This is a genomic window from Ferrimonas aestuarii, from assembly GCF_005116665.1.
Taxonomy (GTDB): domain Bacteria; phylum Pseudomonadota; class Gammaproteobacteria; order Enterobacterales; family Shewanellaceae; genus Ferrimonas; species Ferrimonas aestuarii.
The window spans coordinates 55,873-68,888 of the sequence record NZ_SWCJ01000005.1; the positions used below are offsets into that span (position 1 = coordinate 55,873).

Here is a 13,016-nt window from a genome sequence, read left to right on the forward strand (position 1 = left end):
GGGCGCCAGATGGCGCCCTTTTGCTTACTCACCATAAAGGCTTTCGAAATAGCCTTCGATGATCAGTGCTGCCGAGGTGGCGTCGATGCTGTCTTTTTTAAGGCCACGAAAACCGCGGCGTTCAAACAGGTGCGCTTTGGCATCGGTGGTCGTGAGGCGCTCATCTTGAGTGACGACCTTAACTCCAAAGCGGCCATGCAGTCGATTGGCGAACTTACGGGCTCGGACGGTGATCTCTTGATCGGTACCGTCCATGTTAAGGGGCAGGCCAACCACGATAAGCTCAGGTTGCCATTCGTTGATGATTTTGCCTATTTCATCCCAATTAGGAATGCCATCGTTGGCTTTGAGGCCACACAGAGGCTGAGCGGTACCGGTAATGCTCTGACCGATGGCAACGCCGATCGCTTTGGTGCCGTAGTCGAAACCGAGAATGGTTTGGTTACTCATGCGTGGGCTAACTCCCGGCCACAGCGCCACAGCGGTGAACGACGGCCTTGAATACTAGGGGCTGAAAAGTGGTGAATTGAAAATACACTCATGCGTGGCCGATCTCCCCGTTGAGCTGCCAAGGCTCGATGCCTAAACGCTGGGTGGCCGCGGCGTAACGGTCGGTATGGGGCAGTTCAAACAGCAGCTGGGGATCGGCGGCCACGGTAAGCCAAGAGCCCTCCTGGATTTCCCCTTCCAACTGGCCAGCATCCCAGCCAGCGTATCCCAAGGTGACGAGGTAATGCTCTGGGCTGTTGCCGTTGCCAAAGCTGTCTAACACGTCTTTGGAGCAGGTCACCACAATGTCATCGGTGATGTTACGACTGTTGGAGAAGTGCACCTCGCCGGAATGCAGCACAAAGCCGCGGTCCGGCGTTACTGGGCCACCCAATAGCACCTGATTGGCGATGGAGCTCGGCAGGACGAAATCGTCCTGCTGCAGCTTCATCTTTTTTAGTAGCTCATCCAGATCCAAACCCAGTGGGTGATTGATGATAAGCCCCATGGCGCCTTGGTCGTCGTGTTCACACAGGTAGATCACCGAACGCTTAAAAATCTTGTCCTGCAGTGAGGGCATGGCGATCAACAGGTGGTGTTTTAAACTTTCCATTATTGGGTTTCTAGCCTCCAGCCAGTTTTACTTTAAAGCCTTGCTGTTCCAGCAGTTGCTTCAGTTGGTCGCGCTTATCGCCTTGAATTTCAATATCGAATTCTTTTACGGCGCCGCCTACACCCATCTTTTTCTTCAGGGTTGCAGCCAACTTTTTCAGTTTTTTGTCTTCTAAGCCTAGTCCCTTAATCACCATCATACCCTTGCCCTTACGGCCTTTGCGGTCGAGGTGAATACGAACCCAGCCATCCCCTTCCGGTGGCTTGGCTTTTGTTTGTTCTTGGTCGATGCGACCTTGGTCGGTGCTATATACCAGTTGCGAGTCGTGATTAGAGATCATATCTTGCGGCTTATCAGGTTAGGGACCTGTCAGTTTAACAAATTCATATTTAAAAGGGATACGCTCTCTATGGCTTTGCTCAATCGCGCGTTAATGACTCTGGGGTTAGGTTCTTGTGAGGTGGATACTTTGCTGGAGAAAGAGCAGTTTTTGCCTGGAGAGCGCGTGTCGGCCTGGGTGAAGATTCAAGGGGGCAAAGTCGGACAAAAGGTGCGTGGTGTCTATTTCTCTCTGCACTGCAGTTATGAGCAGATGGAGGAGGGACAGATGCAGCAACAGCAGGTTGAGCTGGCTCATTTCCAGTTGCCACTGTCACTCACGGTCGATGCCGGAGAGCAGGTCAAGGTGCCCATTGAATTTGTCCTGCCGGAGTTTACGCCACTCACGCTAGGGAAAACCAAGGTGTGGTTGGCCACGGGGCTGGATATCAAGCAAGCCATCGACCCTAAAGATAACGATTATTTTGACGTGCTGCCTTCGCCTTTGGTAGCTAGCCTATTTGAGCGCCTGAAAGAGATAGGTTTTGATCAAAGCTGGGTACATACCGAAGCCATTTCGGTGACCGCCAAGGTGCATACTCCCTACCTGCAGATGTTCCACTATAAACCTAAGCAGGGCGAGTTTTTTGATCGCATCGAAGAGCTGGAGCTGGCTTTGGTGCCAACGGCCACCGGAATTTGCCTGCACACCGAAGTGACCCGGACTGGCAGAGGCATGGCGGCTGCGGTGAGCCGAATCATGGCGGACGGTGGCGAGCGGCAAAAGGCGCTGTTGACGCCGGAATTGGTGGAGCAGTTGCCGGATCGGTTACGAGAGTTGATTGTTGATTGATACCAATTCAACTAAAGATCTAGTCATTATTGCTTAATTGAATTGGTATGATACAAAAATGGGGCACCGTCTGGTGCCCCATTTTTTGTTGGCGTTTTTCTAACGATCCAGTTTAGTAAATTTGGATCCCTCAAAGGTGAGGTTATACATCAGGCCTTTGTTGGAAAAGATAAAGCCGATGATCGGCTGCTGCAGCGTGTTGCTGTCCAGAGCGCCACCGGCCCCCAGAGTTGCTAGAGCCACACTGCCATCCACACCCGCTTCCCAGCCGCCGCTGGACTTAAAGGCGTTTAAGGCATCAGCCGTCATGAACAGGATAACCTGACTCTTAATTTGCGCGCCCATTTGCAGCCCGATGGAAGCCGATGCTGTGGAGTAGTAGCCATCGGTACGGTTGTTGATGAGCAGCGCCCCTTCACCATACTCGCCACCGATACCAAAACCCGCTTTGATCACCTCTGGCATCACCAATACTCCATGAGAATTGGCGACGAGCTCTTTTGATGAGGGGATTTCGGTGTACAACTGCTTTAACGCGCCATTCACTTTGGCATCAATTTCGGCTTTAGACGCTGCCATTGCTGGTTGGAAAACGGTGCTGATTAAGAACAGTATGCTGAATATCGCCACTCTCATGGGGTATCTCCTGAAAAAGGGTTGTGGGTAATAAGTCTATAACGATAAGTCACATAGCACAGCATATTCCGTGAACCTGAACCGAAACTGTTCTCACTCTCGGAAAGGCTTAGGGAACTACTTAAGCTGTGATAAGGTCTGAAGTATCAAAGATGAACCCGTGGAGTTTGCTATGTGGAAGTACCTAGTAGGAGCCGTTGCTGCGCTGACATTGGCCGGTTGTGCCAGTGTTGATACCGATTACGACTATGACGAAAGTGCCGATTTCGCAGCGCTGAAAACTTGGGCCTGGATTGAGTCTCCAAAAGCCGAAGCTGGTGGCCAATATCAGCTGGATGGCCTCAATGACACCCGAATTCGAAACGCGTTGTCGTCACAACTGGCGTCACTAGGCATGAAGCAGGTTCCCGCTTCAGAGGCACAGGTGTTGGTCAACTATCTAACTCAGGTAGAGAAGAAGATTGACGTTGATACCTTCTACAGCGACTTTGGTTATTACCCTTACTCACGTTACCGTGGGCCCGCTTGGGGAGTCGGCGTACATGCAGACACTCGAGTACGTGAGTACAAAGAGGGTACCTTGATTGTGGACATCGTGGATGCTGGCAGTAAATCTTTGGTTTGGCGTGGAACTGGTACTGAGGTTCTGAAAAAGAATCAGACTCCAGCCGAGCGTACCGAGCGAGTGCAGCAGGTGGTTGGGGCCATTTTTGAAGGTTACCCACCTGGCAAGGTGAAGTAACATCTGATTACGTCAGGGTTGAATCATTAAGCGGGCCGAGTGCCCGCTTTTTGTTGCCTGATGAGCTGCTGAGGCGAGCTTTGGTCTGACGAGATGCGCCGAGGCGAAATTCTCACCATGAAAGGTGGTCAAGGGATAAGCAATTCGTGCTATAACAAGGTGTTGCTTTAAGTCGAAAGAGGATATGCCATGCACCCCGAGATCAGCCAAGTGCTCTACTTTTGGTTTGGAGAGCTAGAAAACGGCCTGCCGAAACAGCCTAAAGGCAAACTCTGGTTTGGTGCTGGCGAAGTGATTGATCAGGAGATTCGGACTCACTTTGGTCAGTTACATCAGCGCGCTGAGCGAGGGGAGCTAGACGATTGGGCTACCACTTCTCAAGGGCGATTGGCGCTGATTATCCTGCTGGATCAGTTCAGTCGTAATCTTCATCGCGGTGTGGCGCAGGCATTTGCTAATGATGACAAAGCCTTAGCGCTGTGTAAGCAGGGCATCGAGCAGGGCGATGACGCCGAACTGTCGATGTCAGAAAAACAGTTCTTCTATATGCCACTGCAACACTCTGAAAGCCTGGACGACCAACAGTTGGGCGTGCAGATGCTGACAAAGATGATGCAGGGATTAAGTGGACAAACCCTGAAAGAGGCTGAGGGAACACTGAAATTCCAGCAGCTACACCTTGAGATCATCGAACGTTTTGGTCGCTTCCCTCATCGAAACCAAGTGCTTGGCCGTAATAACAGCGCCGAGGAAGCTGAGTACCTGCAAGAGGGAGCGCCGAGATTCGGCCAATAGGCTGATAGGAGCTGTGGATGTGTGGTCGTTTTTTTAGTGAAGCCTGTGGTTACGACAGCCGCGAGCAAGTTGGTATGGATGGGCTTAGCTTTTCACTGCTGGCCGTTGAGCAAATTTACCCGACTCACCTTATTCAGGGGCTGAGCGTTCAGCAGGGGCAATTGGTGCTTTCAAGTTGGGAGTGGGGATTGTCTCACCCGAACTTGCCCAGACCGGTGATCAATGCCCGCATAGAAACGCTAGCCGATAAGCCGATGTTCAAACAGGCTTACCAATCTCGCCGTTGCATCATCCCCTGCTCAGGGTGGTATGAGTGGCGAAATGAAGGTCAACTAAAGCAGCCGTATCGCTTCCAAGGGGAGACGCCCATTGTCAATTTTGCAGGCTTGTATTGGCCGGCATCGGCTCAGGTGCCAAATGGCGCGGTGGTGTTGGTAACTCAAGCGGCTAGCAAACCTTTGAGCGCTTATCACCATCGAATGCCCCTATTGGTTCGAGGTGCTGGCGCTCGTGCGTGGCTAGAGCACGGGCACTCCTTTCCCCATGATGGCGAGTTTCGTATCTCCCCCTACTTTCGCTCAGATCAACCAAGACAGGGGCAACTGTTTTAGTTTGCTCATATTGGGCTATCTTTGATGTAGGTGGGCCTTGGGAGAATATGGTGAAAATTTTCAAACAGTTGTCATTCATTGCAATGATGATAGTCGCGTCGATATCCGTTCAGGCTCGAGATCGGGATGGCGACGGAGTGCCTGACGACAAAGACGCCTGCCCCAAGCAAGCGGGGGCGGTGACCAATGCCAATGGCTGCCCATCGGCGCATGCAGACAGTGAGCGAGTGCTGACCTTAAGGTTTGATACTGGCAAGTGGCAACTTACCTCAAAACAGATTGAGACGTTAACCGAGTGGGTAGGTTATTGGCACGGGCATCAACTGTTGGTGAAAGGCCATACCGACCCAAGGGGCGACAGTGAGCAAAACTTAGCGTTATCCCAAGCCCGTGCAAACAGTGTGGCGGAGACGTTAACGCTCAGGCTGAGCGTTGCACCCAATTTAATTACCGTGCATGCATTGGGGGAGTCCACGCCGTTACCTGGCGGCGATGATGACGCCAGTGATGCCATGAATCGGCGTGTTGAAGTGGTGGCACAGCCAATTGTTTTGCAATTAACTCAAGGAGATTGACTCGATGGAAGAGTGGCTAGCGAAATTACCAGATCTGGCAGTGACCTACGGGATGAGAGTGCTGGTTGCACTGCTGATCTTTATCATTGGTCGATGGCTGAGCAAGGTGATTGCCAAGGCGGTGGAAGCCTTAATGACCAAACGTGGGGTTGACCGTGCCGCCATTGGCTTTGTGGGAGGCCTAACCTCCGCCGGTATTATGGCCTTTACTCTGATTGCAGTATTGGCGCATTTGGGCGTACAGACCGCATCGCTGGTTGCGGTATTGGGTGCTGCAGGTTTGGCCGTCGGCTTGGCGCTGCAGGGCTCGTTGTCTAACTTTGCGGCTGGGGTGCTTCTGGTGGTGTTTCGCCCCATCAAGGCTGGCGACTACGTGGAAGCCGCCGGTGCAGCTGGCGTAGTTGAAGAGGTGTCTATCTTCTCCACTACCTTGATTACACCGGATAACAAAAAGATCATCGCTCCCAACGCGGCGGTGATCAATAGCGTTATTGTTAATTACAGTGCCAAAGACACGCGCCGAGTGGATCTGGTGATAGGTGTGTCCTATGACGCTGACTTGAAGCAAACTCGAGAGGTGTTGACCAAGGTGGTCACCGCATCAGATTATGTGCTCACCACGCCTGCACCAACCATTGAAGTATCGGAATTAGCGGACTCCAGCGTCAATTTTGTAGTGCGACCTTGGGTGAACAGTGCCGATTACTGGAACGCCTATTTCCAGTTGATGGCCAATATTAAAGTTGCATTGGATGAGGCGGGTATCGGCATTCCCTACCCACAGATGGACCTCCACGTCCAAAACTTACCGGAGCGTCCTCCGCAAAGTTAAACGTTAATGGAAGTGATGGCTAATTCAACCGGCGATAAACGCTCGATTTATCGCCGGATTGGTATCGGTTCTCAATCCAGTTACAATGTGGCCCTTGTTGTTTGACACTTGGAACTGTCTATGTTGGTAAAATTAGTTCGGGAAGGGCTGGGGCGCGTCATTATGTTGGGGAGCTGGTTAACCCGTCCGGCTCAAATGAAGCGCTCTCCCGAGCAGCAAGCTCAGATTGAGGACGAGCTTAAGTCTCTGTCTTTGTATCAATTTCAGGCTTGTCCTTTCTGCATCAAAGTGCGTAGAGCCTTACATCGTTTGAACCTACCGATGGAAACTCGCGACGTAAATCGCAACCCTGAATATCGCCAACAGTTGGAAACCAATGCCGGTAAGGTGATGGTGCCCTGTTTGCGCATTGATGGTGAGCAAGGCAGCCAATGGATGTTGGAGTCCAACGATATCATCGCCTATCTGGACCGCCGCTTCGGCTAATCATCGAACTGGCGAAACCTGACAATGGGCAGCGATATTGTTTACAATTCGCTGCCTTTTTTGTTTTGAGACCCGCCATGGATCATCGCCAGCAGTTCGAGCAGCTCAGTCGTTTGCTCATCGACCACAAAGCCTATTGGCAGTTTGTGCCCTTTGCAGAGATGGCGCTGCCTTGGCAAGGTGAGTTAGCCCAGTGGCTGGCGGCGCTCAGTGATGAGCAAGTGACTGTGCTTCGACAGGATGCGCAGGCGACTCAAATTGAGTTAGCTAAGATACTCCCCGTGGTTGAGGAGCTCGAAGCGCTATCCAAATTGACGCCAAGTGCAGCCTCACCAATGACCTATCCGTCACGATTGGACTGGCAGATCCCCGGTCGAAAGTGGCAACAGATTACTCAGTTTAATGAAGCGTTAACTGAGCGCCAGACCCCGTGGTTGGAATGGTGTGCTGGTAAAGGCCACCTGGGGCGTGCGCTGGCGGCTACCTCCAATCAGGGTGTAACCAGCTTAGAGTGGCAAGGCAAACTGTGTCAGCATGGGCAAGAGCTGGCGACTCGCTTTGATCTTGAAATGACCTTTGTGGAAGGGGATGCGTTTGCCCCAGACGCAGCTAACCATCTTTGCAGACATCAGCATGCGGTGGCCCTGCATGCCTGTGGCGATCTGCACGTCACCTTGATGCGCCATGGAGTCAGAGCCCAGACCGAACACCTGTCGATCTCCCCTTGCTGCTACCACCTGATTCAAGCTGAGTGTTACCAGCCCATCTCCTCATTGGGCCAGCAGTATGATTTGAACTTGTCCAAATTGGATCTGAAGTTGCCCCTTCAGGAGACGGTAACGGCGCCTAATCACGTTCAGGTGATGCGTCAGTTGGAGCTGAGTTTCCGATTGGGCTTTGACGTGTGGCAGCGTAGCCAACAGCTGTCGGATGATTATATGCCGGTTCCCAATGTGCCTAAATCGCTTCTAAAGCAAGGCTTTGAGGCATTTTGTCAGTGGGCGCTGGAGAAAAAAGGGTTATCGGCACCGTTGACAGGCTTAGATGAGGCGCTCAGGCAAGGGAAGCAGCGGGTACAGTTGGTGGAGCGCATGGAGTTAGTGCGGCAACCCTTTAGGCGTCCCCTTGAGCTGTGGTTGGTGCTGGATCGAGCCTGTTATCTGGAAGAGCAGGGCTATGACGTTCGTTTGTCGACTTTTTGTGACCGTGACATCACCCCTCGAAATATTTTGATTCAAGCCAGTCGCCGTTAGCGTTATTTCATTCTGACTTTGCCGCCGATGATCTTAATGGCGGCAGCGCCTCGGATTAGGGTTTGCCGACCAAATTGACTTTGGCAGCTGGGGCAGACTCCCACCTCCTCAGTGTAATCGGTACTGATGCGCTCAACGAAGCACTTCACAAGGGCACCCTTTCCCCCTTTTCGGTAGCGATAGAGCTGATGGCGGCAACGACTGCAGTAGATGTCCACAGAGCGCTGGGGTTGTTTGGGATTTGGTTTGGCCATGGTGAATTAACTAAGGTCTGTTTCTCTTTGGTGATGAAACTTTGGTCTAAGATAACAGCTTTTAATCAAGAAAAGCGATTGGTGGCATGGTGGTTCTACATTGAAATCGTTTGACTCAAAAATGAGCATGAAAGGTCAACAGACCCTAATTAGCTAGACGCTGAAGAGTAGCATGTTCTTCCATTAATCTTTGAACTTATCTGATCATATTGTATTTATTCTGCAGCTTCGCCATTGCTTGAAATTATCTCTGCTAACCTTGAATGACTGCCGGAGAACATATCATGGAAAGCCCGTTATGCAGTCGAGGCTTAGTTGAATGACTCCGGGGCCGAAGAATGATGTGGTTTGAGAGGGATCTCATGTTTAATCAAATTAGTATTCGCCAGCGCCTTGCGGTGATGGTGGCCTGTGTGTGTGGTATTCAGGTGATCACTGCTAGCCTGATCTTCATTAAGCTCGATAACCTAGATGCTCAATTATTGAGTTTGCTAGAGCAAGAGCTTCCGATACAAGCGCAGCAGCCGCTGCAGTTAATTGAATCCAATCTGGTTGGTTTAGAGTATTGGGCCATCGGCATGACGGCGCTGTCGTTACTGTTGGCCGTTGCCATTGCTGGTTGGTTTATTCGGGCGGTAATGAGGGGCATAGAAACCGGTCTTGATTCGTTGTCGTCGATGGCCAATGGTGATTTCAGTTGCCGCATTCCTCAAAACGAAGGGGGAGAGCTTGGACGCTTGCTGAAGTCGATGGAGGACACGCGAATTACCATTGCCAATCTATTGCTAGGCATTCGAACCTCTACTTTAGAGGTGACCACTGCGGCAACCATGCTTTCGGACAGTAGTGAGTGTGTGCAAACGAATGCCCAAACTCAGTCTGAAGAGGTGGTGCAGATGGCGACTGCGGCTCACCAAATGGCCACAACCGCTGACGAGGTAGCGCAAAGTGCGGCGTCAACTCAGATGGCGACCAGTGACGTGACCGAGCGCTCCCGCGAGAGCCAACAGGCCAATGAAGAGGCGATGGGGCACACCCAGAAGCTGGTGGATAGCCTCAGTCAGAGCAGCAATGCCATGGAGTCTCTGAATGAAAACAGTCGCAATATTGGTACCGTACTGGATGTAATTAAGGGCATAGCGGAACAAACCAATCTGCTGGCATTAAACGCGGCCATTGAAGCGGCGCGTGCTGGGGAGCAGGGACGAGGGTTTGCGGTGGTGGCCGATGAGGTTAGGCATCTGGCTCAGCGTACCCATGAATCCACCGAAGAGATTGAAACCATGATTGAGCAGTTTAGAAGCGGCGCTCGGGAGGCGGTGGTAACCATGCAGCACAGCTGTGAGCTTGGCGGCCACACTATTGAGCTGTCTGAGCGCTCCAACATGTTGATGGAAAAAGTTAATGAAGCCATCGCCAAGGTCAACGCCATGAACACCCACATCGCCAGCGCCGCAGAAGAGCAGCGCAGTGTGGTCAATGCACTGAATGACAATGTGGATAGAGTGAGTGGTGCCTCCGATTTGAGTCAGAGCCAGATTCAGCAGGTTTCCGCGTGCAGCACTCAGTTAACCGCGACCGCTACCATGTTGCAAAACGCCATTGATCACTTCCGGCTAGAAGAGATGCAAAGCGCTTAATAACATTAGCAAGTAAGGCGCGACAGCAACAAAAAAGGCTGACTTCTTTCGAAGTCAGCCTTTTACGATGTTTGGTGGAGTCGGGGGGAGATTCAAGTCTCAGTGGTAAAAATCACCCCATTTGTCTTGAAAAACATAATGTTACAACCAAACACCTATCTTAGGTGTACCCCAAGGTTGTAGCCCAGTTTTGCACTCCGCCAGCTATGTTAGCACTTATGACGATTTGATTGGAATCTTAAACATTCCACCGTTTCGTCGATAGATACGTTTACCCTTTATAGTGATATAAGGACGAAAGATAAAGTTGGTATCGTCTTCGTTAGAAGTAATCATAATTTACTTACCTAAATTAAGCTTAGGCAAGGCGTGCTGGATAAACGTCCACTATTGACCATCAAGTGTTCAAGTGTAAACTGAATTGGAGGGCTGCAACCTTCGAATTCATCCAGTGCCTTGCTGGTTGGGTTACAAGGGGAAGCTGCAACTTCCCCAAGAAATGCTTTCAGAGACCTGTGGTTTGCACAGGTCTATTTTTTGTCTCTAGGCGGGCATGGATCACCTCCGTGGCTTGCTGTTCGTTGAATCTTTCCATCTCGACCATGAATTAAGAATTCACTTTGTCGGCTGCGGCTCAGGTCTCTACCGATATCAACTGCATCGGATTTACGTTCCACTACTCGATGTGCTCTTTGAGAGCCTCCAGTCTTTACAGCCCATCCATCTGGGTGGGGTACTACGTGCGTTGTCTTACGCATTTGAATATCCTCAAATTAAGCAGGCTAATTCCTGCTCTATAAGTAGATAAAATAATCGGATGTAAGTCAACACCCGGAAAAATGATAAATGACACGAAGGCTGTTGATAATTGGATTTTTATCCACAAGCATGTGGTGGGGGCTCATCATGGTGATTAGGGGAGGAAATCAAAGTTCAATCATCTATTTTGGATGATTGTAATACATAGGTACTACATGTTGTGTCCGCTTGCCGCGTATTCATTGGTGATAAAAAAGTCAAGAACTTAACCTAAGAAGTTGCAGCTTCCTCATTTGACGTAATTCGACGTAAGTTGACGAAAATTGTGGATAAAATTCCGTTGTGATTTGCGGGTGATTTATCCACATGTTTATTCAGGAAATAAATAGATTATTTTTTGACAAACACTGATTCCTAAATTGAGAACAATCAAAAGATTGGTATTGGAAGGTTGCTATAGCTGTGGGGTCTTTTACGGTCGTATTTGAACCAGTCAGTCAGGCTCCTTAGGGTTGGCTCATAAACTAGCGCTGATACTCTTGGGCCTTAGCTCGATTCTCTCAGGCGTTTTTGAGCTTGCTCCTTCTTTTGCCGAGTCTCATCATTCGAGTAGACCGCAGAAAACCAAATCCAAGCCTTTAAAAACCACGGTTACGATGTGTTGTCTAGCAGAGTCGTTGAAGACACCATGTCTGGCTATGTAGAGGTTCGTAAGCGCATGGATTTTAATACCCAAATGACCATGAGCTAGAGGCTGTCGATGCGCTGGCGGTCCTTAAATTGGAGCATCTGTGGTTTGATAATATCGATGTACAGCAGAGCTAGAAAGAGGCGTGAAGATTCATTGCTTAGACTTATCCGTAACCACCTTGTCAGTGAGGAAGGAAATAGGGTGTTGCTGGTATTTTGCGCCTTTGCTGAATTTGAGCGTAACCACAGAAGAGCGCATATCAGATAGGGCTTAAAGAGAGCCAAGCCTCAAGGGAAGTGTAGGTGTTACAAGGCTTCGTGGGCAGGAATGGTTGGTATCAGGGTCTCGGCAGTATCAACAATCAATAGACAGCTCAATGTGAAAAGAGCGTAAAGTAATTTTTGAGCTTTCATAGTGCAATGGAACTAGCTATTTCGCGACAGCAACAAAAAAGGCTGACCTCTTTCGAAGTCAGCCTTTTACGATGTTTGGTGGAGTCGGGGGGAGTTGAACCCCCGTCCGAAAAACCTACATCCTTGGTACTACATGCTTAGCACACTCATTTAATTAACCCTTAGCAGCGCCGAGTGGCAGGCTATGTTAGGGCGAGCCAGATTGGTTTTAACGCTTCGTCTACTGGCGAAGACTCCACGCGATCCTACGAGGGTTGACTGTCAGGATCCTAGGCCAGTAGGCGGGGCCTTTGGTGACAGGCTCTCTTACTGCTTATTAGGCAGCGAGTGCGTAAGAATCGTCGTTTGCGATTACTTTAAAATGCGGCTTTTTTACGAGGCCAACCGCTCCTCGGCATGCACCTTGGGTTTCGAGAATCCCGTCGAATCCAAAATCGACCCCAGGAAACTGTAGTGTACACCCAATCTCGGTTGTCACCAAGCGTTGAGCGAACAAGGTTTACGCAGTTAGCGCTTGCCACCCTTCATTACGCGAGCTTTTTCGCGATCCCAATCACGCTGTTTGACGTCATCGCGCTTGTCGTGGGCTTTCTTACCCTTACCTAAGCCAAACTCCAGTTTCACCCACGCTTTCTTCCAGTACATGGCGGTGGGAATCAAACTGTAGCCTTGGCGCTCAACCTTACCAATGAGGCGGTCCAGTTCGCGGCGCTTAAGCAGCAGCTTTCGCAGACGCAAGGGATCCGCCACCACGTGAGTAGAGGCAGTATTAAGTGGAGTGATGGTGCAAGCGTGCAGGTAAGCTTCGCCATCTCTAATCTGAATAAATCCTTCGGTGAGGTTTACTTTACCCACTCGAAGGGCCTTCACTTCCCAACCCTGCAAGGAAAGACCCGCCTCAATCTTCTCCTCAATGTGATACTCATGACGCGCCTTTTTGTTCAGGGCGATGGTTGAGGAGGTGGACTGGGATTTCTTTGAATTTTTCTTAGCCATAGGCTTGGCATTATACCTAGCAATTACAGATTTGGTATGACCTTAAGCAAGGGATTGCTA

At 50.4% G+C, this 13,016-nt stretch carries 16 protein-coding genes and 1 other RNA gene; 9 read left to right on the forward strand and 8 right to left on the reverse strand.

Going from position 1 to position 13,016, the window contains the following annotated elements; translation table 11 throughout:
* Window positions 1–24 precede the first annotated feature (24 nt).
* The 3 genes from ruvX to yciH form a co-directional block, all read right to left on the reverse strand.
* Entirely contained in the window at window positions 25–450 is a 426-nt protein-coding gene (gene ruvX, locus FCL42_RS09100; RefSeq protein ID WP_136863101.1) for a Holliday junction resolvase RuvX, read from the reverse strand.
* A gap of 88 nt (window positions 451–538) precedes the next feature.
* Complete coding sequence (locus tag FCL42_RS09105; protein WP_136863102.1) at window positions 539–1,102, reverse strand: YqgE/AlgH family protein; 564 nt, start codon at window positions 1,100–1,102, stop codon at window positions 539–541.
* A 10-nt stretch (window positions 1,103–1,112) separates the two neighbouring features.
* Complete coding sequence (gene yciH / locus FCL42_RS09110; RefSeq protein ID WP_205729246.1) at window positions 1,113–1,442, reverse strand: stress response translation initiation inhibitor YciH; 330 nt, start codon at window positions 1,440–1,442, stop codon at window positions 1,113–1,115.
* A gap of 69 nt (window positions 1,443–1,511) precedes the next feature.
* Between yciH and FCL42_RS09115 the strand changes: the two genes are divergently transcribed.
* A complete protein-coding gene (locus FCL42_RS09115) occupies window positions 1,512–2,273 on the forward strand; it encodes a sporulation protein (RefSeq protein ID WP_136863103.1) in 762 nt (253 codons plus the stop codon).
* Window positions 2,274–2,372: 99 nt separating this feature from the next.
* Here the strand turns inward: FCL42_RS09115 and FCL42_RS09120 are convergent, their stop codons facing one another.
* Window positions 2,373–2,909: a BPSL1445 family SYLF domain-containing lipoprotein gene (locus FCL42_RS09120; RefSeq protein WP_136863104.1), complete on the reverse strand. Its 537-nt coding sequence runs from the start codon at window positions 2,907–2,909 to the stop codon at window positions 2,373–2,375.
* 172 nt (window positions 2,910–3,081) lie between these two features.
* Between FCL42_RS09120 and FCL42_RS09125 the strand changes: the two genes are divergently transcribed.
* The 7 genes from FCL42_RS09125 to FCL42_RS09155 all read left to right on the forward strand — a co-directional run bounded on the left by FCL42_RS09125 (window position 3,082) and on the right by FCL42_RS09155 (window position 8,203).
* Complete coding sequence (locus FCL42_RS09125; protein ID WP_136863105.1) at window positions 3,082–3,651, forward strand: DUF4136 domain-containing protein; 570 nt, start codon at window positions 3,082–3,084, stop codon at window positions 3,649–3,651.
* Window positions 3,652–3,840: 189 nt separating this feature from the next.
* Window positions 3,841–4,446, forward strand: coding sequence for a DUF924 family protein (locus FCL42_RS09130; protein ID WP_136863106.1), 606 nt, complete (start codon window positions 3,841–3,843; stop codon window positions 4,444–4,446).
* A 17-nt stretch (window positions 4,447–4,463) separates the two neighbouring features.
* Window positions 4,464–5,057 carry an SOS response-associated peptidase gene (locus FCL42_RS09135; protein WP_136863107.1) on the forward strand — a complete coding sequence of 198 codons (594 nt, stop codon included), beginning with the start codon at window positions 4,464–4,466 and terminating at the stop codon, window positions 5,055–5,057.
* 50 nt (window positions 5,058–5,107) lie between these two features.
* Window positions 5,108–5,632 carry an OmpA family protein gene (locus FCL42_RS09140; protein WP_169308347.1) on the forward strand — a complete coding sequence of 175 codons (525 nt, stop codon included), beginning with the start codon at window positions 5,108–5,110 and terminating at the stop codon, window positions 5,630–5,632.
* A complete protein-coding gene (locus tag FCL42_RS09145; protein WP_136863109.1) occupies window positions 5,628–6,464 on the forward strand; it encodes a mechanosensitive ion channel family protein in 837 nt (278 codons plus the stop codon). Before FCL42_RS09140 ends, FCL42_RS09145 begins: the two co-directional genes overlap by 5 nt.
* A gap of 120 nt (window positions 6,465–6,584) precedes the next feature.
* Window positions 6,585–6,950: a glutaredoxin family protein gene (locus FCL42_RS09150; RefSeq protein WP_136863110.1), complete on the forward strand. Its 366-nt coding sequence runs from the start codon at window positions 6,585–6,587 to the stop codon at window positions 6,948–6,950.
* 77 nt (window positions 6,951–7,027) lie between these two features.
* Window positions 7,028–8,203 (forward strand): methyltransferase, encoded by a 1,176-nt coding sequence (locus FCL42_RS09155; RefSeq protein WP_136863111.1) that lies wholly within the window; start codon window positions 7,028–7,030, stop codon window positions 8,201–8,203.
* 2 nt (window positions 8,204–8,205) lie between these two features.
* Here FCL42_RS09155 and FCL42_RS09160 read toward each other — a convergent pair whose 3' ends face one another.
* Entirely contained in the window at window positions 8,206–8,457 is a 252-nt protein-coding gene (locus FCL42_RS09160) for a hypothetical protein (RefSeq protein WP_136863112.1), read from the reverse strand.
* Window positions 8,458–8,819: 362 nt separating this feature from the next.
* Here FCL42_RS09160 and FCL42_RS09165 point away from each other — a divergent pair, with 362 nt between their 5' ends.
* Window positions 8,820–10,097, forward strand: a complete 1,278-nt coding sequence (locus tag FCL42_RS09165; protein WP_169308348.1) for a methyl-accepting chemotaxis protein — start codon at window positions 8,820–8,822, stop codon at window positions 10,095–10,097.
* Window positions 10,098–10,627: 530 nt separating this feature from the next.
* Here the strand turns inward: FCL42_RS09165 and FCL42_RS09170 are convergent.
* The 3 genes from FCL42_RS09170 to smpB all read right to left on the reverse strand — a co-directional run bounded on the left by FCL42_RS09170 (window position 10,628) and on the right by smpB (window position 12,956).
* The gene (locus FCL42_RS09170) at window positions 10,628–10,855 is read right to left on the reverse strand and encodes a DUF2188 domain-containing protein (protein WP_136863114.1); all 228 of its coding nucleotides are present in this window, start codon (window positions 10,853–10,855) and stop codon (window positions 10,628–10,630) included.
* Between the two features lie 1,181 nt (window positions 10,856–12,036).
* Window positions 12,037–12,402, reverse strand: a transfer-messenger RNA (tmRNA) gene (gene ssrA, locus FCL42_RS09175).
* A gap of 65 nt (window positions 12,403–12,467) precedes the next feature.
* Window positions 12,468–12,956: an SsrA-binding protein SmpB gene (gene smpB, locus FCL42_RS09180; protein ID WP_136863115.1), complete on the reverse strand. Its 489-nt coding sequence runs from the start codon at window positions 12,954–12,956 to the stop codon at window positions 12,468–12,470.
* Between the last annotated feature and the right edge of the window lie 60 nt (window positions 12,957–13,016).